Annotated in this window: 24 protein-coding genes; 6 read left to right on the forward strand and 18 right to left on the reverse strand. The window is 44.0% G+C overall.

Annotated features, from left to right (window positions below):
* The 14 genes from rpmD to rnr all read right to left on the reverse strand — a co-directional run bounded on the left by rpmD (position 1) and on the right by rnr (position 13,040).
* Positions 1 to 180: a 50S ribosomal protein L30 gene (rpmD, locus tag AV939_RS17580; RefSeq protein ID WP_013786220.1), complete on the reverse strand. Its 180-nt coding sequence runs from the start codon at positions 178 to 180 to the stop codon at positions 1 to 3.
* A 6-nt stretch (positions 181 to 186) separates the two neighbouring features.
* The gene (rpsE, locus tag AV939_RS17585) at positions 187 to 687 is read right to left on the reverse strand and encodes a 30S ribosomal protein S5 (protein WP_013786221.1); all 501 of its coding nucleotides are present in this window, start codon (positions 685 to 687) and stop codon (positions 187 to 189) included.
* Between the two features lie 9 nt (positions 688 to 696).
* The gene (gene rplR / locus AV939_RS17590; protein WP_041453128.1) at positions 697 to 1,050 is read right to left on the reverse strand and encodes a 50S ribosomal protein L18; all 354 of its coding nucleotides are present in this window, start codon (positions 1,048 to 1,050) and stop codon (positions 697 to 699) included.
* Between the two features lie 12 nt (positions 1,051 to 1,062).
* Positions 1,063 to 1,596, reverse strand: a complete 534-nt coding sequence (gene rplF, locus AV939_RS17595) for a 50S ribosomal protein L6 (RefSeq protein ID WP_057795824.1) — start codon at positions 1,594 to 1,596, stop codon at positions 1,063 to 1,065.
* 13 nt (positions 1,597 to 1,609) lie between these two features.
* The gene (rpsH, locus tag AV939_RS17600) at positions 1,610 to 2,002 is read right to left on the reverse strand and encodes a 30S ribosomal protein S8 (RefSeq protein WP_013786224.1); all 393 of its coding nucleotides are present in this window, start codon (positions 2,000 to 2,002) and stop codon (positions 1,610 to 1,612) included.
* 13 nt (positions 2,003 to 2,015) lie between these two features.
* Positions 2,016 to 2,321, reverse strand: a complete 306-nt coding sequence (rpsN, locus tag AV939_RS17605) for a 30S ribosomal protein S14 (protein WP_013786225.1) — start codon at positions 2,319 to 2,321, stop codon at positions 2,016 to 2,018.
* A gap of 11 nt (positions 2,322 to 2,332) precedes the next feature.
* Positions 2,333 to 2,872: a 50S ribosomal protein L5 gene (gene rplE, locus AV939_RS17610; protein WP_013786226.1), complete on the reverse strand. Its 540-nt coding sequence runs from the start codon at positions 2,870 to 2,872 to the stop codon at positions 2,333 to 2,335.
* 17 nt (positions 2,873 to 2,889) lie between these two features.
* Positions 2,890 to 3,204, reverse strand: coding sequence for a 50S ribosomal protein L24 (gene rplX, locus AV939_RS17615; protein ID WP_013786227.1), 315 nt, complete (start codon positions 3,202 to 3,204; stop codon positions 2,890 to 2,892).
* 12 nt (positions 3,205 to 3,216) lie between these two features.
* Entirely contained in the window at positions 3,217 to 3,585 is a 369-nt protein-coding gene (gene rplN / locus AV939_RS17620; protein WP_013786228.1) for a 50S ribosomal protein L14, read from the reverse strand.
* Positions 3,586 to 3,930: 345 nt separating this feature from the next.
* The gene (locus AV939_RS17625) at positions 3,931 to 6,018 is read right to left on the reverse strand and encodes a GAF domain-containing hybrid sensor histidine kinase/response regulator (RefSeq protein WP_057795822.1); all 2,088 of its coding nucleotides are present in this window, start codon (positions 6,016 to 6,018) and stop codon (positions 3,931 to 3,933) included.
* Positions 6,019 to 6,160: 142 nt separating this feature from the next.
* Entirely contained in the window at positions 6,161 to 7,537 is a 1,377-nt protein-coding gene (locus tag AV939_RS17630) for a DUF4397 domain-containing protein (RefSeq protein WP_057795820.1), read from the reverse strand.
* A gap of 232 nt (positions 7,538 to 7,769) precedes the next feature.
* Positions 7,770 to 9,458 carry a S8 family serine peptidase gene (locus AV939_RS17635; protein WP_061997948.1) on the reverse strand — a complete coding sequence of 563 codons (1,689 nt, stop codon included), beginning with the start codon at positions 9,456 to 9,458 and terminating at the stop codon, positions 7,770 to 7,772.
* Between the two features lie 532 nt (positions 9,459 to 9,990).
* Positions 9,991 to 10,728, reverse strand: coding sequence for a 23S rRNA (guanosine(2251)-2'-O)-methyltransferase RlmB (gene rlmB / locus AV939_RS17640; RefSeq protein WP_013786232.1), 738 nt, complete (start codon positions 10,726 to 10,728; stop codon positions 9,991 to 9,993).
* A complete protein-coding gene (gene rnr, locus AV939_RS17645) occupies positions 10,728 to 13,040 on the reverse strand; it encodes a ribonuclease R (protein WP_057795816.1) in 2,313 nt (770 codons plus the stop codon). Before rnr ends, rlmB begins: the two co-directional genes overlap by 1 nt.
* Positions 13,041 to 13,252: 212 nt before the next feature.
* Between rnr and AV939_RS17650 the strand changes: the two genes are divergently transcribed.
* Positions 13,253 to 14,941, forward strand: a complete 1,689-nt coding sequence (locus AV939_RS17650; RefSeq protein ID WP_061997949.1) for an alkaline phosphatase D family protein — start codon at positions 13,253 to 13,255, stop codon at positions 14,939 to 14,941.
* A 91-nt stretch (positions 14,942 to 15,032) separates the two neighbouring features.
* On the opposite strand, the gene AV939_RS17655 is transcribed toward AV939_RS17650, so the two are convergent.
* The 3 genes from AV939_RS17655 to AV939_RS17665 form a co-directional block, all read right to left on the reverse strand.
* Positions 15,033 to 17,366, reverse strand: a complete 2,334-nt coding sequence (locus tag AV939_RS17655; RefSeq protein ID WP_061997950.1) for a TonB-dependent receptor — start codon at positions 17,364 to 17,366, stop codon at positions 15,033 to 15,035.
* Positions 17,367 to 17,843: 477 nt separating this feature from the next.
* The gene (locus tag AV939_RS17660) at positions 17,844 to 18,488 is read right to left on the reverse strand and encodes a tetratricopeptide repeat protein (protein ID WP_061997951.1); all 645 of its coding nucleotides are present in this window, start codon (positions 18,486 to 18,488) and stop codon (positions 17,844 to 17,846) included.
* A gap of 276 nt (positions 18,489 to 18,764) precedes the next feature.
* Positions 18,765 to 19,016, reverse strand: a complete 252-nt coding sequence (locus AV939_RS17665) for a TIGR02647 family protein (protein ID WP_057795803.1) — start codon at positions 19,014 to 19,016, stop codon at positions 18,765 to 18,767.
* Between the two features lie 247 nt (positions 19,017 to 19,263).
* Between AV939_RS17665 and ubiD the strand changes: the two genes are divergently transcribed.
* The 4 genes from ubiD to AV939_RS17685 all read left to right on the forward strand — a co-directional run bounded on the left by ubiD (position 19,264) and on the right by AV939_RS17685 (position 24,093).
* The gene (gene ubiD / locus AV939_RS17670) at positions 19,264 to 20,751 is read left to right on the forward strand and encodes a 4-hydroxy-3-polyprenylbenzoate decarboxylase (protein WP_057795801.1); all 1,488 of its coding nucleotides are present in this window, start codon (positions 19,264 to 19,266) and stop codon (positions 20,749 to 20,751) included.
* Positions 20,752 to 20,774: 23 nt separating this feature from the next.
* Positions 20,775 to 21,470, forward strand: a complete 696-nt coding sequence (gene fre / locus AV939_RS17675; RefSeq protein ID WP_057795799.1) for an NAD(P)H-flavin reductase — start codon at positions 20,775 to 20,777, stop codon at positions 21,468 to 21,470.
* A 198-nt stretch (positions 21,471 to 21,668) separates the two neighbouring features.
* A complete protein-coding gene (locus AV939_RS17680) occupies positions 21,669 to 23,051 on the forward strand; it encodes a M28 family metallopeptidase (RefSeq protein ID WP_061997952.1) in 1,383 nt (460 codons plus the stop codon).
* A gap of 58 nt (positions 23,052 to 23,109) precedes the next feature.
* Positions 23,110 to 24,093: a substrate-binding periplasmic protein gene (locus tag AV939_RS17685; protein WP_231751136.1), complete on the forward strand. Its 984-nt coding sequence runs from the start codon at positions 23,110 to 23,112 to the stop codon at positions 24,091 to 24,093.
* A gap of 118 nt (positions 24,094 to 24,211) precedes the next feature.
* Here AV939_RS17685 and AV939_RS17690 read toward each other — a convergent pair whose 3' ends face one another.
* Positions 24,212 to 25,240, reverse strand: a complete 1,029-nt coding sequence (locus AV939_RS17690) for an energy transducer TonB (protein WP_156454649.1) — start codon at positions 25,238 to 25,240, stop codon at positions 24,212 to 24,214.
* Positions 25,241 to 25,612: 372 nt separating this feature from the next.
* Here AV939_RS17690 and AV939_RS17695 point away from each other — a divergent pair, with 372 nt between their 5' ends.
* Positions 25,613 to 26,170, forward strand: coding sequence for a GbsR/MarR family transcriptional regulator (locus tag AV939_RS17695; RefSeq protein WP_013786244.1), 558 nt, complete (start codon positions 25,613 to 25,615; stop codon positions 26,168 to 26,170).
* Positions 26,171 to 26,181 lie beyond the last annotated feature (11 nt).

Here is a 26,181-nt window from a genome sequence, read left to right on the forward strand (position 1 = left end):
TTACTCCTCGACTATTTCGACCATGTAATTAACACGGTGAATCATGCCGCGTACACTTGGCGTATCTTCCAGTTCACGAACATGGTTGATTTTACGAAGGCCTAAACCTTTAAGCGTAGCTCTGTGCTTTGGCAAACGGCCAATCGCACTTTTAGTTTGCTTTACTTTAATCGTTGCCATGTCTGATTACCCCAAAATTTCTGATACAGACAATCCACGCTTCGCAGCAACTTTCGCTGGAGAATTCATCTCTGTCAGCGCGTTGATTGTTGCACGAACAACGTTGATTGGGTTCGTAGAACCGTAACATTTTGAAAGTACGTTCTGTACACCAGCTACTTCAAGTACTGCACGCATTGCACCGCCGGCAATAATACCGGTACCTTCTGATGCAGGCTGCATGTAGACTTTAGAGCCAGAGTGACGACCTTTAATTGGGTGCTGTAACGTGTGGCCATTAAGGTCAACGTCAACCATGTTGCGACGTGCCTTTTCCATAGCTTTCTGGATTGCAGCAGGCACTTCACGTGCTTTACCGTAACCGAAACCTACGCGACCATTACCGTCACCCACTACTGTCAATGCAGTGAAACTAAAGATACGACCACCTTTAACCACTTTAGATACGCGGTTTACAGCAATCAATTTCTCTAATAGTTCACCGTTCTGAACTTCTTGTTTAGCCATTATAAACTCCTAGAACTGAAGGCCAGCTTCGCGAGCTGCATCAGCTAATGCCTTAACGCGACCGTGGTATTTAAAACCACTACGATCGAAAGCCACTTTTTCAATGCCTTTCTCTTTAGCGCGTTCTGCAATTGCTTTACCGACTATCGCCGCTGCTTCAGCGTTACCTGTTGACTTAAGATCTTTTGCAAGTTCTTTATCTACAGTAGAAGCCGCTGCTAATACTTCAGAACCGCTAGGAGCGATTAACTGAGCATAGATGTGGCGAGGTGTACGGTTAATTACCAAGCGATGCGCGGCCAGTTCACGAATTTTTGCTCGTGCGCGTGTAGCGCGACGAATGCGAGCTGTTTTCTTATCCATCGTATCACCCACCTACTTTTTCTTAGCTTCTTTACGACGTACATGTTCGTCAGCGTAACGTACACCTTTACCTTTATAAGGCTCTGGTGGACGGTAAGCGCGAATGTTCGCCGCAACCTGTCCTACAACCTGCTTATCGGCGCCTTTCACGACGATTTCAGTTTGCGTAGGCGTTTCAACGGTAATGCCTTCAGGCATCTCGTATACTACTGGGTGAGAGAAACCAAGCGTCAGGTTTAGTTTGCTACCTTGTGCTTGCGCACGGTAACCAACACCATTTAACTGAAGCTTTTTCTCAAAACCTTGTGAAACACCTTGAACCATTGCGTTAAGAAGAGAGCGAGCAGTACCTGCTTGCGCCCAGCTGTCAGCGAAACCTTCACGAGGAAGTGCTTTCAGTTGGTTTTCTTCTTGTACAACTTCTACAGCGTCGTTAAAAACGCGGGTCAAAGTGCCTTTACTACCTTTTGCGGTAATTTCTTGGCCAGCGATAGAAATATCTACACCTGAAACCAAGTCTACTGGGGCTTTTGCTACTCGTGACATTTCAACTCCTCCGTTATGCTACATAACCGATGATCTCACCGCCCATGCCAGCGTTACGCGCTGCACGGTCAGTCATCACACCTTTAGAAGTCGACACGATCGCGACACCCAATCCACCCATTACTTTAGGAAGCTCATCTTTTTTCTTATAGATGCGCAGACCTGGGCGGCTTACACGCTCAATAGTGTCAATTACTTGCTTGCCTTCGAAGTACTTAAGCGTAACTTCTAAAACAGGCTTAACGTCACCAGATGCAGCGAAGTCAGTAATATAACCTTCAGACTTTAATACTTCACAAATTGCTACGCGAAGTTTAGAAGAAGGCATAACTACAGAAACTTTCTCTGCCATTTGGCCGTTACGGATGCGGGTAAACATATCCGCGATAGGATCTTGCATGCTCATTATCAGCTACTCCTTACCAGCTGGCTTTTTTAAGGCCAGGGACTTCGCCGCGCATCGCTGCTTCACGCAGTTTGATACGGCTAAGACCGAATTTGCGAAGGTAACCATGTGGACGACCAGTTACGCGGCAGCGGTTACGCTGACGTGAAGAACTTGAGTCACGTGGCAGTTGTTGTAGCTTAAGAACAGCGTCCCAACGCTCTTCTTCAGATACGTTAACATCGCTGATAGTCGCTTTAAGTGCGGCACGTTTTTCTGCGTACTTAGCTACTAGCTTAGCGCGCTTTACTTCACGGGCCTTCATTGATTCTTTTGCCATAACCCTACACCCTACTTTTTAAATGGGAAGTTGAACGCGTCCAGCAGAGCACGTGCTTCTTCATTTGAGTCCGCACTGGTAGTGATAGTAATATCCATACCACGAACTTTATCCACTTTATCGAAATCGATTTCAGGGAAAATGATTTGCTCACGCACGCCCATGCTGTAGTTACCACGACCGTCGAATGACTTAGGGTTCAAACCACGGAAGTCGCGAACTCGTGGGATAGCGATTGAAATCAAACGCTCAAGGAATTCCCACATACGCTCGCCGCGTAAGGTTACTTTACAGCCAATCGGATAACCTTCACGGATTTTAAAGCCCGCTACTGATCTTCTAGCAACTGTAACAATCGGCTTCTGACCGGCGATAGCCGCCATGTCAGCTTGAGCATTCTCAAGCACCTTCTTGTCAGCAATTGCTTCACCTAAACCCATGTTTAGAGTGATTTTTTCAATCCGAGGGACTTGCATGACGCTTTTGTACCCGAACTGCTTAGCAAGTTCAGCTACTACTGTTTCTTTATAGAAATCATGCAGTTTCGCCATCGTACTCTCCAATATAATTAAACAAGTTCGCCGTTAGATTTGAAGAAACGAACTTTCTTCTCATCTTCGAAACGGAAACCAACGCGATCTGCTTTGCCCGTTGCCGGGTTAACAATCGCAACATTAGAAACGTGAATAGAAGCTTCTTTCTCAACAATCCCACCAGCTACACCCAATTGTGGGTTTGGCTTAGTGTGCTTCTTGATAAGATTAACACCTTCTATAATTACACGGTTATCAGCAATAAGCACTTTAAGGACTTTGCCTTGTTTGCCTTTGTCTTTACCCGCTAATACGACTACTTCATCATCACGACGAATTTTATTAGCCATTATCGTGACTCCTTATAGTACCTCTGGGGCCAATGAGATGATTTTCATGAAGTTTTCACTTCTCAACTCACGGGTTACCGGTCCAAAGATACGCGTACCAATTGGTTGCTTGTTTGCGTTAAGCAAAACAGCTGCGTTGCCGTCAAAACGAATGGATGAACCATCTGCACGACGAACGCCTTTTCTAGTACGCACCACCACTGCATTCAGTACGTCACCTTTTTTAACTTTACCGCGAGGAATTGCTTCCTTCACAGTAACTTTGATGATGTCACCGATACCTGCATAACGGCGATGCGAGCCACCAAGAACCTTAATACACTGAACCCTGCGAGCGCCGCTGTTGTCTGCAACGTCCAGGTTAGTTTGCATTTGGATCATGTTAGTGCTCCGCTCTATTATGAGACTCTGCCGAGTCGTTATTGCTGCTAAACCCAACAAACATTGTTGAATTTATATACATACCCCCATAAAAAGGGCGCGAAACTATAACAGAAATTTTGGGATAGAGATAGCGTTAAATTGGATTATTTTTAATCGATGGGGAAATTAAGTAAATCGCTTCTGAAATGCGGGGGGTCGCATGACACATGACATGAATAGTGCCAGAAACTGATGTCAATCATACGCAAGATTTTACCATTTGTCTTGTGATTTAATGTACATGCATAACACAACAATAAAAAAGCCCCAGCATAGCCGGGGCTGATAACCAAATGTTGGTTATCAAGCAGGATCTTTAAACCTCTCCTGTTTATAAGACAAGTGATAGTTAATACAGTCACCTAACCGCGAAACGCCTACAGGTTTTGATATAAAGTCATCCATTCCTGCTCGTAAACACTTTTCCTTTTCTCCACTCAGCGCGTTTGCAGTGAGTGCAATGATAGGTATTTTTTCGCCTAGCGCCCTAATTTCTTTTGTGGCCGTTAACCCATCCATCACCGGCATGTGGCAATCCATGAAGATGAGATCGTATGGCTTTTTCCTTGCAATAGCACTTTTCACCTTTGCTAGGCCTAAAGCACCATTGTTGGCTAATTCTACCGACACGCCAATTTCTTTTAGTTGCTCTTTAATGACTATCTGATTTATTTCGTTATCTTCAACCACCAACACCCGTGATTCAGACAACACTCTTTTGCAAAGTGGCGCAGTGTTGTTATCCGCGATAATTTTTTCTTTCAAAGTTCCGGCATTTGCACAATCTAATGTCATGGTAACAATAAATCGCGCGCCTTCTCCAACCGCGCTTGATACCTCTACATTACCATCATAATGCTCAACAATATTACTCACTATGGCCAAGCCCAAACCAGTGCCCCCAAATCGGCGCTGAGTAGACTCCTCGGCCTGAAGAAATGGTGAAAAGATAACTTTTTGCTGCTCTTCACTAATCCCAATACCTGTATCCGTTATTATTAACTTAACCCTATAGCGACCCGCACCATATTTTGTACATCGCGTACTAATTTTAATGGAACCTTCTTCGGTGAACTTCACCGCGTTATTGATAAGGTTCATTAGAATCTGGCTTAGCCTTAACGAATCAGCAAGGAACAACGTATCTGAAACGGCCGCCGTTTCGGTGATAAATTCAATTCCCTTTTTATCGGCCAAACGTCTAAACATTGGCACTTGTTGCTCAATCAACTCTTTCAAATTTACCGGCTCAACATCATAGGTCATATGCCCTGAATCGATTTTTGAGAAATCTAAAATATCATTCACTATGTTGAGCAACGATTCTGAGCTGCGCATAGCAACATGGGTATACTCTTTCTGCTTTTCGTTAAGCGATGTACTGCAAAGGGTTTCGAGCATGCCTTGTACACCATGAATGGGAGTTCGTATTTCATGGCTCATGTTCGCAAGAAACTCACTACGCGCTTTTAGGGCTTGCTCTGCAATAGCGGTTTTTTGTTTCAATGATTGGGTCGTGTTGAATCTCTCGGTTATATCCCGTGTTGCACCGATGATTTTTTGGCAAGTTCCATTTTTCATAATGGGGTGTGCACGACTTTCTAACCACCGTTTTTCTCCCCCATCGGTAATTACCTCGAACTCATAAGCCCAATCATTACCGGTTGTGGTAATTTCTTCCAATTTAGATTCGTATACATTTCGCACTTTCTTATTAGCCATAAACTGAAGTGCACGGGATGGGGTGATCTCTTGCTTTTCGTTTATCTGTAGCATGCGCTTTAAAGATGCAGACCACTTTAGCGAGTTCATCTCTAAATCGAGCTCCCACGTGCCGACGCCGGCCAATTCAGTAATCTGGTTTAACAGTGCGTTTTGTTCTTCTAAAGCATTTTTCTGAGAAATGATCTCATTCATCGCTTGTTCACGCGCCACTTCAGCACCTATCCAATCGGCTAACAGCAACAAATAATCATAATCTAACGCAGAGAAGTCTTCGTATTTCGAGCTAGTGGAAGAAAAATTTAAGGTGCCATATAGCGATGCATTAACGTAAATAGGTGTAGCGAGATAGCTCTTCAGCGTGTATCGGGCGTAGCAAGGGTGCGAGTTCCCAGGCATTACATCCACGTTGTTGTAGGCGACAATGCCCTTAGCGTGAAGAGTATCGGCACAATAAGTATCGGATAACGGAAATTCAGCACCAACTTCAATTTCATTTAGCGGTGAAACCACCTGTACGACGGTATAATTCTCATTATGGACATAACTGACAATTCCCGTTTCAAGGCCTAGTACTTTGGTGCCAATTTCTAACAATCGATCTATCTTTTCACTGAAGGACAACGCGCCATCGGTGGTAATTTGGTGAAGATCTTTAATTATACTCATGAGGATTTAAGCCCTCCCTTTAATAGCCATAAAGGCAAAAAAGACCATTACAGGAAAGTAATAGTCTTTTTAAAGGTAACTCAAACTGCCGGTATATAAAGCTTTCCAGCATTAACAATTAGTATAGTTTCAACGTAAGTGTTTAATACAAAATGTTAATTTCATAACCAGTAGCAGTATCTGCTGGTTCTACCGTGACAATATAGTTTTCTTCTTCGGTAAATCCGAACAAAGCGGTGCGATCTAACAGAATTTGTTCTTCGTTATCATCTTCGTAAACGGCAATGATTTCGTAGTAATCAGACGGTAATACTTCACTATCTGTCTCGCCAAATTCAAGGTTTTGAAGATCGTATTCTGCGGTATCGATAGTTTCATCGTTACGCACAAGATAGAAATCCACATCATCAAAGTCTTCAACCAAGTTAATGAAGTTCACTGTTTTATCGTACGCTTGAGGCAGCCCACTTTCTACAAATGTCACTGCGCCAAGAGCGCCCGCTTTTTCGTAGATTAGAATGGCTTTACTTTCACCTTGGTTTAAGGTGATAAGCTTATTGCTAAGCGTAGTAGCTTCACCAGATGTATCGGTTACAGTTACGCGGTAATCACCATATCCAATTTCAGTGAATTCAGATAACTCACCCGCATCCAAAGAAAAAGCAACATCTTCTTCATCTGTATTACCACCAAAGGTCACATCAAGTGCCGTGGTAATATTGGTCGAGTTATAAATACGGTACTGAGAGTCTGCTTCAACGTCAGTTAACGCTGTAACTGATGATGAATTCAAAATAGTATCTACAACTAAGCCAGATTGGATTGCACCACTTACATCACGCATGGTTAGTAGGTATTCAGTTTCGTATGCAAAGTCTATAGTTTGCGATTCAAAAATCACCTCTGTGCTTCCAGGCTCTGTAAGGTAGATTGTATACTCATCTTCGTCAAAGTAGTCGCTGTCGTCATCTGGATCCCAGTAATCAAACTCAATCATTTCAGACGCAGTTACTGTGCCTAAAAAGTTTGCAGCTTCAAATGGGTCGCCTGATTCAGCTAAATAGAAGTCGTAAGAACCTTCATCAATAGTTACCGACAATGCGAATAACCTGAAATGGTCTTCTAGCGTTTCACGTGTATAGCTGTAATCGCTAATAATAGGTGATGCAAAATCGCCACTCATTACGATAAGACGCTTGTCACCATTTTTTAGATTAACGGTGTAAGTATCGATAAGCACTTCTTGGTCATCGGAGTCGGTACGAATGAACTCGAGTTCAATTTCGCCGTTGTCCATTGAGTACATCGCGGTAGTATCACCGAATTGCGCAGAGCCAAAGCTATCTCCATCGACTTCTCGCATTTCTACATTCGCACCGTTTGGTGAAGCATTATAGAATTGTATATAAGCATACGAGTAATCGGAGCTGCTGTCAGAGCCGCCACAAGCAGCTAACCCTGATATTGCCACCAGACCGATAGCTACGTTTCGTAACCAAGCCGGAAATTGAAATTGCATATACTGAACGTCCTTACTAAATTCGTGATTGTTTGAAGGGAGTTACACTGCCCAGAAAGGCGTGAACTATACTGCCGTATGGCACTACAAAGCTTGTTATAGTTCACACCTTTACGCTGCCTTTACAAAGCTGACAATTCACTACAAAAGTATTTTATCTTTCTATACAAAAAAGCCCCTATTCCTGCTCATCAGGTAATAGGGGCGAGCATTATATTTGTGGGCTAACTATCTATTCATACGAATACGATAACGTTACGCCACTGTAAGTCGTGTAAGCACGAATTCCGATATGCCACGTGCCCGCAGCAGGTGCTTGGAACGTACACACTTCATTGTTACCATTCTCGTAAGGACGGCAGTCAAAGTCATTGGTTTCTGGCTGAGAACCAAACTTCATGTACAAATCTGCATCACCGCTGCCGCCAGATGTTTGCACTGTCATGGTAGTCACGCCTTCAGGAATGGTCCATGTATAGCGATTCCAATTACTTTGTGATGCAGATAACCCAGTCAACTGACCAGAGACAGGCTCAACGGTTGGGTCGGTGCCTGGATCTGAACCGCCACTTCCGTCGCATCCATTAGTATTGAGGTAACTGTAGGCATCCTCAAGTTGCATAAGACCAAAACCGTACAAGTTATCGCGTCCACTTGCTCCTTTATCTTCAGCCGCTGATGTTAGGGCATTACGTATCTGGGTGTTTGAACATTGAGGGAAGTAACTCCACACTAAGGCCGCGCCACCCGCAACATGTGGCGTAGCCATCGACGTTCCGCTTAAAGACGCATACGTGTCTGTAGGATATGTTGAATATACCGCACTACCAGGTGCAGCTATTTCAACTTGGTCGTTGTACTGACTGTAGCTTGCTCTATTTTCATTTGAATCCACAGCGGCAACCGACATTACTGCGTCGTAGGAAGCAGGATATGACTTCGCGCTAGTACCGGCGTTACCTGCCGCAGCAACTAGTAACAAGCCATCGTCAGTGAAGCTTTGCATTGCGTTTTGTTCTGTTGTAGAAGCGCTGCCGCCACCTAAGCTCATGTTTACCACATTGGCTCCGGCACTTTGACATTGCGAAATAGCATCAATAAGATCAGAGGCATAGGTCCAATCGCCATTGTCATTGAATATTTTAACAATATGCAGATTCACGCCTGGGTAAACACCAACAACCCCTTCACTATTGTCATAGGCGGCAATAGTTCCAGCTACATGGGTACCATGGCCGTTGCCATCGTTATACCAATTCCCCACGGCACTATTATTCGCCTGACCGGTAACACCATCATTGGTGCCAGGTAAATCCGGATGCCCTAGGTTATATCCTGTGTCGATAACACATACACGTCGAGCGGTAGTATCTGCTTGCGAAAGCTGATTGGCTTGTACCATGGTGTAACCGTAAGGGGTCGTTTGCGCCATAGGTGTACGTTTCACATCTACTTCAATACTTTCTACATTTTCATTGTTACGCAATTTATTAAGAGCACTTCGGCTTAAAGACGCCGCCATCATGCGATGTTTTCCAAGCTCTTTACGAACATCTCCTCCTACCTTCTGTATTTCACTGCGGGCAGATTGCACTTCAAATGGTCGCTTTACGCGAGATTTAGTAGCTTGGACTAGCTCTGACGAGTCAGACTTACTGCTACTGGCATTGCTAATAACATCTGTAGTTAATGTTTCTTTGAATTTAATAATATAGCGCTGTTTTTCTTGTGCAGACTCGTCCTTCAGAACAAGTCGCTTACCGAGTAAAGATTGAAGCGACGCTTTTTTCTCTTCAACTTTGACTGGTGCATTGGTTGTGTTTGTCGCTGTCGTATTTTTCGTTATTGCTGCCGTTGCAGCATGACTTACCAAACCTACAGATACTGCAAGGGCGATGGCTGATATACTTGTGTGTTTCATATTCACTTTTATTTCCTGTTATCTGTCTTGTCGTGTTTCAACGCTTTACAGCGTTTTTGAAACTTCGTTGTTATTAATAGACATTCAGGGCAAACGCTACTTCTTGCGACAGCACTCCATGCTTAAACTCGCAAACGGCCCACATGCCTTTTCTTGTGGCATTCAGTAAATCATCAAATGCGCACCGTTTAACTATTAAGCATAGAATCAACGAGTTAAGTATTAATAAATGTTCCTCGCGTTCAAAATATATACGTAAGTTGTAAATGGGATTGTGCTTAAGTAGTGTTGGAGTTTTGGCAAATGCAGGCGTGGCGTGTAGTTTGACTGTAAAGCTTCAATTTGTAAGAAAATATTAATTGAGAAATTAAAAACGCTTAAATATTAATTGATTAAATTTACTCTCTGCTTAGCGTTTTTTAGAAACGAAAAAGCCGCTAACGAATACGTTAACGGCTTCAGTGTTTTGCGAATAAGTCTGTAGCTAATAATTGTATAGCAACTAACTGCATAACAACTAAATAAAAGCTAGTTAGCCACGTTGTCGCACTATCTCGTACAAGCAAACACCAGTGGCTACCGATACATTAAGGCTACTTACACTACCTGCCATAGGTAGCTTCACTAACTCATCGCAGGTTTCTTTAGTTAACCTGCGCATGCCTTTACCTTCAGCGCCCATTACTAATGCGGTTGGGCCATCTAGTTTTATATCGTAAAGGGTTTTGTCGGTTTCGCCCGCCGTGCCCACAATCCATAAACCTTTGTCTTGCAGATGCTTTAATGTACGCGCCAAGTTAGTCACTTGAATAAGTGGAATCACTTCCGCTGCGCCGCACGCTACTTTGCGCACAGTGCCATTAAGGCTTGCCGATTTATCTTTAGGTACAACAACCGCATGCACACCAGCACCATCAGCTGTACGCAAACAAGCGCCTAGGTTATGCGGGTCGGTTATACCGTCAAGTACTAACAATAAAGGCTTACTTTCTTTATCTAAAATTCTATCTAGGTCAGCTTCATCCATAACACGAGCGGGTTTCGCTCTGGCTACTACGCCTTGGTGCTGTTCACCGTTAACTTTATCATCTAGTGCTTTGCGCTGACAAAACTGTACTGATATACCGAATCGACGTGCTTGATTAACAATGTTAGTCAAACGCTCATCATTACGGCCTTTCAATACCATTACTTCCATTACACGCTCTGGTTCTTGCTCTAGAACCGACTGCATTGCATGTAAACCATATAACCATTCTTGCTGAGCCATTAACGTTTACCCCCTTTCTTCGAACGCGATGGTGCCCCCTTGCCTTTGGGCGCAGCTTTTTTAGGGCCTCGCTTGGCATTTCTAGGCGGCTTCTTCGCACTGGCTACTTTAACCTTCTTGCCGCCGGGGCCGCGCAGCATAGACTTATCCAGCAATAAATCAATCTTTCTTTCATCTAGGTTAACCGCAGCCACTTTCACTTCTACGGTATCGCCTAATCTAAATTGACGATGTCCCGACTCACCCGCCAGTATTTGTTTAACTTGATCGTAGTGATAGAAATCGTCATCGAGCGAGGTAATGTGTACTAGGCCGTCAATGTGATATTCGGTTAAGCGAACAAACAAGCCAAAGTTTGTCACTGAACTGACTACGCCTTCAAAAGTGTCACCTACATGGTCAAGCATGAATTCACACTTAAGCCAGTCTGCAACATCACGGGTAGCATCGTCGGCACGACGCTCAGTCATCGAGCACTGTTCGCCTAGCTGTTCAATTTCTTCAACGGTGTAATTCTTTGCACCTGAAACCGTATTTTTGCCCTTTTGCTTGGCAATAATCCCTTTCAGTGCACGGTGAACTACCAAATCAGGGTATCGACGAATAGGCGACGTAAAGTGCGCATAAGCTTCAAGGGCTAAGCCAAAGTGACCTAGGTTGTCACCATCATAAATAGCCTGCTTCATTGAGCGAAGCAGCATGGTTTGAATAAGCTCTTCGTCAGGGCGACCACGGGTTTTTAATACCACGTCGGTGAAATCTGCCGGTAAGGCTTCATCGGTAATCTTATGCGGTACACCTATTTCAGCTAAGTAGCTGGTGAAGGCCGTCAGCCTATCGGCGTCTGGTTTGTCGTGTACTCGATAAAGCGTAGGTGCTTCATTTTCCGATAGTGTAAGTGCAGCACTGACGTTCGCTAAAATCATGCACTCTTCAATAAGCTTGTGAGCATCATTACGGATAAGCGGCACGATGTTTTCAATTTTACGCTGTGCGTTAAATACAAACTTACTTTCTTGGGTTTCAAACTCAATAGCACCGCGGTGCTGACGGGCTTTTTTCAACGAACGATACAAATCGTGAAGATGACGCAAATGCGGCACTTGTGCTTCATAACGTTGATGCAAGTCTTTGTCGCCTTGCAATATTTGCCATACTTTGGTGTAAGTTAGGCGAGCATGTGAATTCATCACGGCTTCATAGAATTGGTAGGTCTCTAACTTACCTTGCGCAGTAATGGTCATCTCGCACACCATACACAAGCGATCAACTTCAGGGTTCAGTGAACACAATCCGTTGGAAAGCACTTCCGGTAGCATAGGAATAACTTGCTCGGGGAAATACACCGAGTTGCCTCGCTGCTGAGCTTCATCATCTAGTGCTGTGCCATTTCGTACGTAGTAACTGACATCGGCAATGGCTACCCAAAGCTGCCAGCCACCATCGTCTAGCGGTTCACAATATACGGCATCATCAAAATCCCGCGCATCTTCACCATCAATGGTAACAAGGGGAAGCTGACGTAAATCGATTCGCCCTTCTTTTGCTTCATCGGGCACTTGTTCGGTAAGGCTTTTAACTTGCTTGGTAACGCCTTTTGGCCACTGATGCGGAATATCAAAGGTGCGAAGCGCCATTTCTATTTCCATACCAGGTGCCATATGTTCACCTAGTACTTCGACAATTTTACCCACTGGGCTCATTTTACGGCGAGGACGCTGCGTTAGCTCAACCACCACAATTTGCCCCATGCGGGCGCCATGTACATGTTCAGGCGGAATAACAATTTCATACTGCAAACGACTGTCGTCTGGCACAACCATGCCAAACCCTTGCTCTACAAAGTAGCGGCCAACAATCGGCTCTGAACGAGGCTCTACCACCTGTGTAATAAAGGCTTCTTTGCGGCCACGGCGGTCAGTACCGCTTACTCGCGCTTCTACAATATCGTCATGCAAAAACAGTTTCATTTGGCCTGCGCTAATGAACAGGTCACCGCTTTTATCTTCGGGGCGTAAAAAGCCGAAGCCATCTCGGTGGCCAATGACTTTACCGCGGAACAACTCATCTTGATCTTGAAGAATGTACTTCTTTTGACGGGTGAACTGCACTTGCCCCTCTCGCTCCATGGCGCGAAGGCGGCGCTGAATGCCAATGCGGGCATCTTCTTCTTCGGCATTTACTGCCGTACATATTTCAAGAAAAGACAGTGGTTTGTCTTCTTCTTTCAATAGACTCATCAAAAACTCCCGGCTTGCTACCGGGTTTTCGTACTTTTCTTTCTCGCGCTGATAATGCGGATCATCACTCATAGAGTTGTTCTGTCGCCTCGTTAGTTTATTCATTTTTCAAACACTATTGCCCATGTTCTACGCATAGCAATTTTAAAGCGTTCGATTTACGCACAGTATAACAGCAATCTACACAAAACATTACGTTATAAAACTGCCATGCCACTGTCATACATTTTCGATATATCTTTAGTTCTCAATCACTAAAAAAATATCTCTTACGGACATGCTTTATGGACAGACGTTCTTTTATTAAATTAGGTTCAATCGCTGGTGCCAGTGTTGCCATTACAACAGGTTTAGCTGGCTGTGTTTCCACCAAAAAACCGCAAGATAATGCTAGCTTTACTCATGGTGTTGCCAGCGGAGATCCACTTCATAATAGCGTAATTCTTTGGACCCGTGCTTTGCCCGAAACAAGTACCCCAAGTGCTTATATTTTGTGGGAAGTATCCACCTCAAAAGATTTTAATACCCTTGTTGCCAGTGACATTGCCGAGGCTAAGCAATCCCGAGACTTTACGGTTAAAATCGATGTTACCGGTTTAGCCCCTGCCACCCGCTATTATTATCGCTTTAAAAGTGCAAACAACGTAAGCCAAGTTGGTACAACATTAACCTTGCCAAAAGAGAACGTAAGCCAGGTCACGTTTGGGGTGTTTTCTTGCTCAAATTACCCTGCAGGCTTTTTTACGCCTTATGCTGATGCCGCAACGCAACAAGATATCGATTTTGTACTGCACTTAGGCGACTACATTTACGAATACGACGGTGAAGGCTATGCCACCGAGCATGCCAAAGAATTAGGCCGCACTTTTGCTGACGATAACGACACTGAGCTTTATACCTTAGAAGATTACCGAAAACGCTATGCGCTTTATCGCACCGACCAAGGCTTATTAGATTTACACCAAGCTAAGCCCTTTATTGTGGTGTGGGACGATCATGAAATCACTAACGACACCTACATAGATGGTGCTGAAAACCATCAAGAGGATGAAGGGGATTTTTACGCCCGTAGAGCCGCGGCGGTGCAAGCTTATTATGAATGGCTACCCATTCGACCTACCTTCGGTGAAAGCAGATTAGAAATATATCGCCAGTTTACGTTCGGCAATTTAGTCGACCTATACATGCTAGATACACGTGTACTAGCGCGAGATAAGCAATTAGCCTATAGCGACTTTCGCGACCCAGATGCTACTAATTCCAAGGCTTTTGATTTAGCCGGTTTCACCAAAGCGATTAGTGCGCCAGAACGAGGTTTACTGGGGCATGCTCAACGAACATGGCTTAATACGGCCATGAACGATAGCAAAGCGAAATGGCAAGTGTTAGGGCAGCAGCTTTTAGTTGGCCGCATGATGTTTCCTGCATCTATCTTCAATGGTCTGCCTTTCGAGCAAATTCCTGCGCATGTACACGTGCTTGCCAATAGCAAACGCAGAAAGCTGGCGGGAGAAAAAATCTCGGCAGAAGAAGAACAATTGCTAGCCGCTGCTATGCCCTACAATCTTGATGCATGGGATGGCTACCCTGTTGAACGGGAACAATTGCTGACCGCAATACAACAACTAAATAAACCCGTGATCGCGCTGGCGGGTGACACCCACAATGCGTGGCATAACACGCTAACCTTGCAAGATGGCACAGCGGTGGCAACAGAACTTGCTACATCCAGCGTGTCTTCACCTGGTATGGAACACTATTTAAAAATGGATGCTGCCACTGCAAAAGTCATGGCTGAGGATCTTTCTGTTCTTATCGACGATTTAGAATACTGCAACTTACATCAGCGGGGCTATTTAACCGTCTCATTTACTGAAAAGCAGGCAGTTGCCACGTGGCGCTATGTCGATACGATTAAATCCACATCGGCCAGCACAGTGACCAGCCACGAGTTTGTCGTTAACGGCGCATAAAGAACTGATAGAGAGTCAGCGCCTAGCATTAAAACAAAAAATCCCGTTATCGCTCAAAAACGAAACGGGATTTTTTTAGCACTAAAAGATATTAGTAGCTGTAATAGAAGCGAACGCCTGCAATGCGCGGCATACCACGAACATAAGTAGGAATACCTAAACCACCACCAGTATTCCCTGCATCAATCACATACTCTTTATCGAAGGCATTTTCTAAATACACTTCATACGCAAAGCTGCTCGCTTCTTGTGAGAACTGTACAGAGATATCTGTTAACGAATGAGTATCTTGCGATAAACCCGGGTAGTTACTGCTTTCAAAGAATACTTCAGACTGGAAGCTGGTTAACCAATTCACATTTACTAACCAATTCTGAACTTCAAATTCCTTGTTGATGTTTATCGCACCGCTCACTTCTGGGGCTAAGCGGAATTTATTGCCAGCATATTGAAATGGGCTACCATCGGCCGTTTCATCAGCAAATTCTGCGTCTAAGAAACCAATGCTACCGGTAATCGATAAGGTATCGCTGTAATGGTAGGTTCCCATGCCTTCAATACCCGACATAGTTGAATCGCCAACGGTTACGGTAATAGATTGCAGTGTTTCAGGATCAGTATAAGACTGTTGATAATCGCTATATTCATACGTAAAAATCGCGCCTGAGAAGGTGAAATTGTTACTTTGGTATTTAACGCCCAAATCATAGCTATCGACAATTTCCGCTTTGGTTGTCGATACACCAGAGAAATCAGCATTAACCACAGGTGAGCGACGGCCGCGCGCGTAGTTGGCGTAAAAATTCCAACTATCGTTCATGTCGTAGCTAACGGCAAAACGAGGTAGCGTATCGTCAAAGTCACCCTCTGCTTCAAACGCAAAGGTACCTGAATCTAACGTGTAGGTATTTTTGGTATAGCGAGTTTCATCAATGTAGCGCACGCCGGCGGTCACATTCACTTTATCAGTCACAAAGTAAGAAACTTCTGCCACATAAGAAGTAATGTCTAACTCAGCTTCAAAGATGTACGGGCCTTGAATTATAGTAGAGGGGAAGTCTGCACTTGAAATTGGCGTGCCATCGGCATTGAACAATGAAGACACCAGCATGGCTCGCAGCGCTTCAATTTCTTCAAGCGATGCGTCTGTAGCAATATTTTGATTTAATGGAATATTTGAAGAGGCTTCTAACTGCTCTTTTACTGCGTCGAACGTACCACGAACAAACGGGTCTACCATCACATAATAAGGCAATATTGAATCATCTTGGCTTACTGATGCGCCCACAAAGGCGACCAGTTTATCACCTGAATCGTATACTAAACGCATAGAGCCACCGCTTAGCGTTGCATCATTGTCAAAGTAAGCATCTTGAATTCTGAGGGCTGATCCATCGGCATCAAACCCTTCACTCACTTCTACATCTTTGTAATACGCATCACCGTGGAACATTAGGCTGTTGCTGATATCGTAATCTAGTGAAATATCGTAGGCCTGCAGTGTACGCTCAATCCCAAGTTCGCTACCCATACTGAATTCAGCAGCCGTAAACGGGCTAGTGTCGCCGCCATTAGGAGCAATGGAACCTGATTTAAACGCAATACCTGGTTGGTCGTTATATTCCATTGAAGCACGGGCTATTACTTCGAAGTTGTCGTAGCTGGCTTTCCATGTACCACGCAGTGCTTGCACGGAAATGCCTTGTAAGTCTTCGCTGTTACAGGGCACGGTATTGCCTAAATGATCAATCATGTCGGCGTTGCCATAGTAGCTGTCTTCAGAGCAGGCATTGTTTTCTACAATACCGTCCATCTGACGATATAAGCCGGCAATACGCACGCTATGATTATCATTAAGAGGCGTATTGAACATGAACTCGGCTTCTTTGCCTGACTCAGTGTCGTAACCTAGCTGAACCCTTGCTTCTTTTTCATTGGTAGGTAAGTGAGAGTGAATACTGATTGCACCGTTTGCTGCTGCAACACCAAATAAGGTGGGCTGCGGGCCTTTTAATACTTCAACGCGGGCAATGTCGTAAAGCGCTACACTTGATACGGTTTTCTTACTAATGTCGAAGCCATCTTGATATACAGAGATACGTGGGGTAGCTGAAACAGACGAGCCGTCGTCTGTCACGCCACGAATATTAAACGAAGGCAGACTTACCGCTTGTTCTTGAATTTGAACGTTTGGCAAAACGCGAGAAAGCTCATCAAGTTCCATAATGTTAGTGCGCTCTAAGAAGTCGCCTGAAATAACATCCATGGTTACCGGAACATCCATTATCGATTGCTCACGCATTTGTGCAGTAACGGTAATTTCTTCAATGTAGTCTTTCTCATCTGCTGGTGTATCTGTGTTAGCAAATGTTGGAGCGGCCAATGCGCTAAAAATAGCGGTGGCTAATAGGGTTTTTGAAAACATTTGTCTGTCCCTTAGCGGATATCTCGTTAGTGTGTTGTGCGCTTAATTGTGTGTTTTTTTCATAGTTTATTGCAGTAGTGGTCAGAGCTCTGCAAAGCAGATGAATCTAGTCTTGTTATAAGACGAAATGATGAAGCGAAGGTGACAGATAAGAGGCAGTTTTATGACAACATGTTTCAAAACCCAATAATTATCATAGACGTATATGAATACACAATTAACGTGTTGGGCTGGAGGAAGGTGCTAATTATCGCTGCTTGGTGCTTTTTTGCAGTCGTTATCTATGCCAGTCATTGTTTACTGAGGCGTTAGTATACTGAGGTGCTAGTTTATTGCGGTCGTAGTTGAATACAATCTAGCTTTGTTGCGGTGGGAGAAATTTTTGCAAGCGCGCCCTATAAGATTGAGCGAACGAAGTAACGGTAATAGCTAACCTATGGAACTAAGCTATGGAGCTAGCCTGTCTTATGCATGAAACTAGCTGTCTAATGGGCGTTTCGCTGCGCGTACTGCTTTAGGGTGCATTAGCTTTTCAAGCTTGGTTAAGTAACTGGCTATTTTTTGATGTTGCGCTTTGTCGTTAGTGACTGAGTTATGTAGCCAATGATATGCATCTTGATAGTCGTAGGGGCTACCGTACCCATCGAGAAATAGCTCAACTAACTGCAATTGCGCCTTTAAACTTTTAAGCGCTGCGGCTTCTCGTAAATACACCACCGCTCTTTCTTTGTTCTCTTGCACTAATGTACCGTTCGCATAATAACGGCCCAACTGTTCCAACGCGGCGGGAAAGCCTTGGTTCGCGGCATCTTCAATATGGGTCATACCCCTAGCCGGTTCAGCATCTACGCATACCCCCCAAGCTAACATATCACCCCATAAAAACTGATAAGCGGGCACTTTCAATATATCGGCACGAGCTTCTATGTCTTGTACTAGCTGACATCGGTCGGCGACAACTTTATCTAAATGGGTATTGGCGTTAATCATATCGATAAGCGCGTTTTGATCGTACAACTGTACCGCACGAATTTCATCAATGGTTTCCCCTTCAGCCAACACCGCGGTGCTGAAAAGTGTAGAAAGCAATAAACAAATTGTGGGCAGTGAATACAGTTTCATATCAATGGCTTCTTTACTTAGACGTTAATGTCTGGAGGTTATGCTTTAAGCTAATATCTAAAGTTAATGCCTAAAAATCGTGCTTCTAAAGCGTTTAGGCATAAAGGCAGGGAAACAAATAACGGTATATATATGACTATATTTGCCTCTAAGCCTTATTGGCTATGTTTAATTATCGGCCATTATCACGAATACTTAATGGGATTTTAGCGGGGCTTATTTAACGAAGTTTATTCAACTAGGTTCAATAGTAGCCCCGCTGCAGGCGCGTATTCGTTAGTGACTGCTTTTCCGATTACACAGCGCTGATTGTAGATGACGGGAATGATCGGCCAAATCTATTCCTAAATCGGTAAGGTAACCGCCATCGGGCTGAGTAATGAGGCCCTTTTTGTAAAGTCTTGATGCGGCATTCACCATTGATTGGCTAGCATCGTGATGAATCTTTAGGCCTTGTAATAAACTGTCTGTAGGAAACTTAACTAATAAGTTAAGTTCATCGAGCATGTCCTGGTCAAATATTGTCATACACTCACCTTAGGCAAAAAAGGGTATTATTGTTATTCACTCTTTTGTATAGACAGTTCAACTACTTGAAGTTCAACCGCACTAACGCTATCAGACTACCATTTACGTAGGGTGTCCAGATTATTTTATCAACATACGCCGCTAAAACCTGATAAGCCACCCTTTTAGCCCACTGAACTGATCGGACTTTGTGTCGAAATAGTATATTCTTGTTCCTAACTTTAGTCTGCGGATACCCCCTGTTCAAATGAAGTACAAAGATTTACGTGACTTTATTCACCAGTTGGAAGCCAAAGGTGAATTGGTTCGCATTAGCCAGCCAATCGATACCGATTTAGAAATGACAGAAATAGCCGACCGTACACTTCGTGCCGGTGGCCCTGCGCTATTATTTGAAAACCCTAAAAACCATAGCATGCCGGTATTGGCCAACTTATTTGGCACACCAGAACGTGTGGCAATGGGAATGGGGCAAACCTCAGTAGCGGCACTTCGTGAAGTGGGCGAATTGCTGGCCTATTTAAAAGAACCCGAACCACCTAAAGGGCTAAAGGATTTATGGCAAAAATTGCCTGTTTTTAAACAGGTACTGAATATGCCAGCCAAGGTGGTTAAAAAAGCGCCATGCCAAGAAGTCGTGCTAACCGGTGATGATGTCGATTTAGGTAAACTGCCTATTCAGCGCTGCTGGCCGGGCGATGCTGCACCACTTATTACTTGGGGTTTAAGTGTTACTAAGGGGCCGCATAAAAACCGTCAAAATCTAGGTATTTATCGCCAGCAGGTTATCGGCAAAAATAAACTTATCATGCGTTGGTTGTCTCACCGCGGTGGCGCCCTCGATTTTCGTGAGTGGTGCCAAACTCACCCAGGTAAACCGTACCCGGTAAGCGTTGCTCTAGGTGCCGACCCGGCAACCATTTTAGGTGCCGTTACGCCTGTTCCAGATACCCTTTCCGAATATGCCTTTGCAGGGTTGTTACGAGGCGATAAAACCGAAGTGGTTAAATCGATAAGTAACGATCTACAAGTGCCCGCGAGTGCTGAAATTGTACTGGAAGGCTATATTGCGCAAGACGAAGTTGCACCTGAAGGGCCTTATGGCGACCATACCGGTTACTACAATGAAGTAGATGACTTCCCCGTGTTTACGGTAACGCATATTACTCACCGTAAAGACCCCATCTACCATTCTACCTATACCGGTCGCCCACCTGACGAGCCGGCTATTTTAGGGGTAGCATTAAACGAAGTTTTCGTGCCTATTTTGCAGAAACAGTTTCCAGAAATTGTAGACTTTTACCTACCGCCAGAAGGGTGTTCTTACCGCATGGCTGTAGTTACGATGAAAAAGCAATATCCCGGTCATGCTAAGCGCGTAATGATGGGTGTATGGTCGTTTTTACGACAGTTCATGTACACCAAGTTTGTGATAGTGTGCGATGACGACGTAAACGCCCGCGACTGGAACGACGTGATTTGGGCTATTACCACACGTATGGATCCAGCCCGCGATACGGTTATGATTGAAAATACCCCTATCGACTATTTGGATTTTGCTTCGCCAGTATCTGGCCTAGGATCGAAAATGGGGATGGATGCCACCAATAAAATGCCCGGCGAAACCGACCGTGAATGGGGCGAGCCCATTGTGATGGACGAAGACGTGAAAAAACGGGTGGATGATATCTGGGATGAACTTGGTATCATGGATTTACCAACGGCGAAACGCTAACAACAAACGTAAGAAGAGATTACATGTCAGAAATTAAATGTAAGGTTGCCAGCATCACGCCGTTAACCGACGTAGTATACAAAATTGAATTAACGCCTCCCGCGCCAGTTACCTTCCAAGCAGGTCAGTATGCGCTTATCGATATGGGCGAAAAAGACAAGCGCCCCTTTTCTATCGCCAATGCCGCTTTTGATAGTTCACGCATTGAACTTCACATTGGCGCAGAGCCTGGCAACACCTTTGCCGGTGAAGTGTTGAGTCGTATGAAAGAAGAAGGCGAAATTAGCCTTAGCGTAAATAACGGTCAAGCCTTTTTGCAATCAAATGGCTTGCCGATGGTATTAATCGCTGGAGGCACAGGCTTTTCCTACACCTATTCTATATTACAGCAGCACCTGCACAGTGGCGATAAAACGCCTATTACCCTTTATTGGGGAGGCCGTCATGCCGGTGATTTATATCTATCAGAAGCGTTAAATGCACTCGCGGCCAAGCACGATAACTTTACGTTTGTTCCTGTGGTTGAATTTGCCGAAGACGACTGGAAAGGTAGAACAGGATGGGTTCACCATGCTGTATTGGCAGACCATACGGATTTCGAACACATGCAAGTGTATGTCGCTGGACGTTTTGAAATGGCCAAGACTGTGCGTGAAGACTTTACCGTTCGCGGCCTAAAAGTAGAAAACCTATTTGGCGATGCTTTCGCGTTTATTTAGGTAAGTTATGTGCTTATTTCATAGTTAGCATAAACAGCACCTAGTTTTGTTACACTCGATACATACAAAAAGGGCACGCTATCAAGCATGCCCTTTCTATTATAGGCTGTTATCGACCATTAACTTCTCCACACGTTAACCCCATTTGTTGCTTTCTCTCGTATCCAGTATGGTGGTAAAAAAGAAATGGAGAAAACAATGATAAAAAGCATTCCTACATTCGTAAAAATTTCAGCGTTAGCTGCACTGCCCCTTACTTTTGCATTTACCGCGCAGGCGCAAAGTGCGCAGCAGCAATCCTTGTATAAAATTGCCGAAGACATTTCCCCAAAACGTATTGAAAACGATATCACCACACTTGTGAATTTTGGTACACGACATACTTTATCTGAAACCGAATCTGACACCCGCGGCATTGGGGCAGCAAGGCGCTGGATTAAGGCTGAGTTTGAAAAAATATCAGCTGAATGTGGCGGTTGCTTAGAAGTGTACTTTCAGTCTGAAACCATTAGCGGTGAGAAGCGCATTCCTGACCCTGTCGACGTTGTAAGCGTTATTGCTATTCAACGCGGCAGTACCGATCCAGAACGTTACGTCATGATGTCGGGTGATATAGATTCTCGCGTATCTGATGTGATGGATTTCACATCAGACTCACCTGGCGCAAACGACAATGCGTCTGGTGTAGCTGGCACACTGGAAGCCGCACGCATATTATCGAAATATACATTTAACGGCAGCATTGTGTACGCCGCACTGGCAGGTGAAGAACAAGGCTTGTTTGGTGGGCGCATTATGGCAAACCAAGTACAAAAAGACGGTTGGCGGTTAAAAGCGGTATTGAACAATGACATGATAGGCAACATTGAAGGCGTTAACGGGGTTATCAACAACACCACTGCGCGTATATTTGCTGAAGGCACCCGAGTAACCGAAACTACAGGTGAAGCTCGCACCCGCCGCTTCACCGGTGGCGAAGTAGATTCACCAAGCAGAAACTTAGCAAGATACATCGATAACATTGCCGATCAATACATTGAGAATCTAGACACCATGGTCATTTATCGACTAGATCGCTTTGGTCGTGGTGGACATCATCGCCCTTTCAACGATTTAGGTTTTCCCGGTATTCGTATTATGGAAACCAATGAAAATTACACTCGCCAGCATCAAGACCTTAGAGAAGAAGACGGTATCAAATATGGCGATACCTTAGATGGTGTGAATTTTGACTACGCAGCCAAGCTTACTGGCTTAAACGCAGTATCGCTAGCGGCTATGGCTTGGGCACCGAATCCGCCTGCCAAAGTCACCATTAAAGGCGCCGTTCAGCCCTCTACCACATTAATGTGGGAAGCGGCAGATACAGCACAAAACCCTCAGCTGTCGGGCTACAAAGTTTACTGGCGTCATACCGATGCACCGCAATGGGAATTCAGTAAGTTTGTTGGTAAGGTGAACGAAGCTACACTAGAAAACGTAGTGATAGATAACTACTTTTTCGGGGTTGCCAGCGTGAACAACGATGGTATTGAAAGCCCAGTTGTATTCCCAGGCGCTGCAGGCAGTTTTGGCCAGTAACAGCTATACTTGTTAAAAAGTAATAGCGCCAATAGATAATAATAACGTTGTTTAGGAGATGTCGCCCGTGTTGGTGAGAGTCATCGCTTTATTAAGTTTTATCATAGTTGTGGCGCCGTTAAAGGCAAATAGTGTCACACTTGCCGCAGCACCATTTGAAACTTACGTAAGCGATGAGGGCGAACCTTCAAGACTAACGTCTATTGTTGAAGCGGCGTTCTCGCGAATGCAAACCAATCTAGAGCTTCAGGTTATGCGCGATGCCTTCTTGGGTAGTGCGGTGCGCTCCGGTAAAGTAGATGGCGAGTTCGCCTATATAGATTTAGGTGAAAGAAAAGACGCCGTTACCCTTTCAGCCCCCTACTTACCCATCTATTTATATGCTACCGCTAAAAAATACGATGTTGAAGAAGTCATGCTGGTACCGCATTTAAAAAACAGTCGTGTGGCAATAGAAAACCGTTTTGCTAATACGCCGAAGTTTCGTTTGCTCAAAGAGGTAAAGTGGTCGCGTAATCCCAGCACGTACGACGCCTTTAAGCAGTTAGCTGATGACAGAGCCCCGTACCTTATTACTACCCGATTACTTATTGAAGAATTTAACTTGCTGCTTGAAAAAGACGGCGAAGAACTTTTACACGTGTCTTCAGCAGCATTAATGAACGCAGGTTTTTCATTAGCGCTTGGCGACAATACACCGAATGCTAAGGCCACTATTGACGCGTTTGAACAAACGATTCAAGTTATGCAGCAGGATGGCAGTTACAATAAAATTCTAGGGCTACCGTGGCTTTCCAAAGATATAAATAACGATGGTATCGCTGACTATATTGGTGAAACTAGCGTGAGCCTTGTGGCATTGGATACACCTATCGCCTACCCATTAGATAAAGCATTACCTGGCGATAACAGTGTTTACGTCATTGATGGCGTCACGTATGAGTCTAAAGCTGAAGCAATGGCTATGCTTGATGGCGTAAAAAGCCAGCGAGAAAGCCTACTCGACCCTGATGTTTATAAAACCATGATTAGACGTTGGTAGCTCTTTCGCTGCTCTTTTTAGCCGCTCTCATTGGCCGCTTTGACAGCGCCTTGTACTCGCACTTGAGAAGAGCGGCATTGTAATCAATGTGCTTATCAGCGCTCGCTTTCGAGATTATTCAACTCGTAATTTCAAGAATATCAAATGTTGAACCCGCGTCCCCTCTGATTAACAAAATACAATCAGAAGTTTGCGCCGGAAAATCTATTTGGTTCTCCCAACCTTCTACATATTTTTGTTGATAGTCATTACATCTAAGTTCCACTGAATCAACACTCCCTTGAGACACGTCAACTTTGAATGTTGAAAATTCATATGCTTGAGACCACGCGCCTAAACTACTGAGCTGACCTTTAGTAACATTTGATGATTCAGTCGCCTTAGAAGCCTTAAGCGCGTCGGCAAATTGTTGATGGGTTTGTTGAGATAAATTGAGGCCATCAACGCTTCCCATACGCGCAAGGGTTTCAGAGGCACCTTTGAAATTACCGTAGTAAAGCTGTGACTGAAAAAGATTAACCGTAGACTTAGCCAATATCGCTATAGGTAGGTATTCGTATAAATCTACCGTAATTTGAGATTGGCGCATATATTCTAAAAAATCTTCATTTTTATAATAATAGATAGATTTTAACCATGCCGCTAAAGCATGTTCGTTTAAATTTTTAGTATGATCTTCTACCAATTCGTCTATGGATATTTTTATGCTAGGCATATTAGCGGAAGGGCTAGTAAGTGCGTCTATTATAGCTTGGTATTCTTTTGCAAAGGCAGGTGTGACGCTGCCTTCACTATGACCAGCCTCTGAGTATGTGTGTTTAACAAACAAAATTTGAGCACTTGTTACTGGTTTATCGTTAATTAATGCAGGGGAATATTGTAGGTTTTTAACTAGTTTAGTGGCTTTTGTTACATACCTTTCTTTACCTGAATAATCAAAAACAACGATATCTTTCGTTGTTCCGTCTTTATCTATTATATATGAAACTCTTGTCCAACCTTCCATGCCACCGCGAGAAGTGAAGGCATCTTCCACTTTATTAGCATTTTTTATTATCTTGGCGGCTTTAACTTCTTTGCTGTTGCCAAAAGAGGAAGCGCTTAACATTATCAATGACACGCATAATAACGCAGAAAATATCTTCAAAATCAATCCCTAATTTTTAGCGTGTAAAAGCAATAGGCCTCAACATCGCGTTTTCTATTCCATTTAAGGTTTTTTATAGCATCTATTTATTAAATTTAACAACATATCGAAGCATAAATTTAAGACTTAATTCTTGCTGAATTTTACGCTTATTAAGATAGTGTCGCCACGCTCTCTTGCGTTGCACTTTTTGCCGTAAGCAATTAACCCGATAAAAAACCACTGAGCTCTCATATCACATATATAAGATTCGACTGCTCATTTAAATGTTTTCGTACTCCTCCTAACATAATTTTCATCTGATATTTGTTGATCTCAATCAAACTTCAGCATAAACTTTCAGTAATTTCTGAAAGTTCAGCAGGTATAGATATGAAAATGACACCACTTATTACTTCTGCGGTTATGCACTTCGGTGAAATGGGCAGTCGTTGGGGCTTTAATCGCACTGTGGGCCAAATTTTGGCACTTATTGTACTTGCTGATGAGCCCATCTCAGCGCAAGAAATTGCCGACGCGCTAAATATATCTCGCGGTAACACCAGCATGGGGTTGAAGGAGTTACAGTCGTGGCGCTTGGTAAAACAGCATCTTGTTCCTGGTGAACGAAAAGAGTTCTTTATTGCAGGCGGAGACATTTGGACCCTTGCAAACCGCGTATTCGAAGAGCGCCGCAAGCGCGAAATAGACCCCACCATGAGTTTATTGCGGGATTTATTACTAGATACTCCCGCCAACAAAACTGAAGCCAATGCGCAAGATAAGCTGAATGAAATTCACGATTTATTAGAGTCGGTAACCGCGTGGTCACAAGAGCTTCAAAACCTAGGGCCAGATAAACTTAACACCTTGATGAAACTCGGCTCGGGTGTTGGCCGTATGTTAGAACTGAAAGACAAAATTCTACCGGGAAAAAATTCCGTTAATTAAGGAGACTATCT

It is taken from the genome of Alteromonas sp. Mac1 (genome assembly GCF_001562125.1).
Taxonomy (GTDB): domain Bacteria; phylum Pseudomonadota; class Gammaproteobacteria; order Enterobacterales; family Alteromonadaceae; genus Alteromonas; species Alteromonas stellipolaris.

Bases quoted from the DNA above. Each gene is read 5' to 3' on its own strand.
- rpmD (WP_013786220.1), bottom strand. From the start codon at position 180: ATGGCAACGATTAAAGTAAAGCAAACTAAAAGTGCGATTGGCCGTTTG.
- rpsE (WP_013786221.1), bottom strand. From the start codon at position 687: ATGGCTAAACAAGAAGTTCAGAACGGTGAACTATTAGAGAAATTGATT.
- rplR (WP_041453128.1), bottom strand. From the start codon at position 1,050: ATGGATAAGAAAACAGCTCGCATTCGTCGCGCTACACGCGCACGAGCA.
- rplF (WP_057795824.1), bottom strand. From the start codon at position 1,596: ATGTCACGAGTAGCAAAAGCCCCAGTAGACTTGGTTTCAGGTGTAGAT.
- rpsH (WP_013786224.1), bottom strand. From the start codon at position 2,002: ATGAGCATGCAAGATCCTATCGCGGATATGTTTACCCGCATCCGTAAC.
- rpsN (WP_013786225.1), bottom strand. From the start codon at position 2,321: ATGGCAAAAGAATCAATGAAGGCCCGTGAAGTAAAGCGCGCTAAGCTA.
- rplE (WP_013786226.1), bottom strand. From the start codon at position 2,872: ATGGCGAAACTGCATGATTTCTATAAAGAAACAGTAGTAGCTGAACTT.
- rplX (WP_013786227.1), bottom strand. From the start codon at position 3,204: ATGGCTAATAAAATTCGTCGTGATGATGAAGTAGTCGTATTAGCGGGT.
- rplN (WP_013786228.1), bottom strand. From the start codon at position 3,585: ATGATCCAAATGCAAACTAACCTGGACGTTGCAGACAACAGCGGCGCT.
- AV939_RS17625 (WP_057795822.1), bottom strand. From the start codon at position 6,018: ATGAGTATAATTAAAGATCTTCACCAAATTACCACCGATGGCGCGTTG.
- AV939_RS17630 (WP_057795820.1), bottom strand. From the start codon at position 7,537: ATGCAATTTCAATTTCCGGCTTGGTTACGAAACGTAGCTATCGGTCTG.
- AV939_RS17635 (WP_061997948.1), bottom strand. From the start codon at position 9,458: ATGAAACACACAAGTATATCAGCCATCGCCCTTGCAGTATCTGTAGGT.
- rlmB (WP_013786232.1), bottom strand. From the start codon at position 10,728: ATGGCTCAGCAAGAATGGTTATATGGTTTACATGCAATGCAGTCGGTT.
- rnr (WP_057795816.1), bottom strand. From the start codon at position 13,040: ATGAGTGATGATCCGCATTATCAGCGCGAGAAAGAAAAGTACGAAAAC.
- AV939_RS17650 (WP_061997949.1), top strand. From the start codon at position 13,253: ATGGACAGACGTTCTTTTATTAAATTAGGTTCAATCGCTGGTGCCAGT.
- AV939_RS17655 (WP_061997950.1), bottom strand. From the start codon at position 17,366: ATGTTTTCAAAAACCCTATTAGCCACCGCTATTTTTAGCGCATTGGCC.
- AV939_RS17660 (WP_061997951.1), bottom strand. From the start codon at position 18,488: ATGAAACTGTATTCACTGCCCACAATTTGTTTATTGCTTTCTACACTT.
- AV939_RS17665 (WP_057795803.1), bottom strand. From the start codon at position 19,016: ATGACAATATTTGACCAGGACATGCTCGATGAACTTAACTTATTAGTT.
- ubiD (WP_057795801.1), top strand. From the start codon at position 19,264: ATGAAGTACAAAGATTTACGTGACTTTATTCACCAGTTGGAAGCCAAA.
- fre (WP_057795799.1), top strand. From the start codon at position 20,775: ATGTCAGAAATTAAATGTAAGGTTGCCAGCATCACGCCGTTAACCGAC.
- AV939_RS17680 (WP_061997952.1), top strand. From the start codon at position 21,669: ATGATAAAAAGCATTCCTACATTCGTAAAAATTTCAGCGTTAGCTGCA.
- AV939_RS17685 (WP_231751136.1), top strand. From the start codon at position 23,110: ATGTCGCCCGTGTTGGTGAGAGTCATCGCTTTATTAAGTTTTATCATA.
- AV939_RS17695 (WP_013786244.1), top strand. From the start codon at position 25,613: ATGAAAATGACACCACTTATTACTTCTGCGGTTATGCACTTCGGTGAA.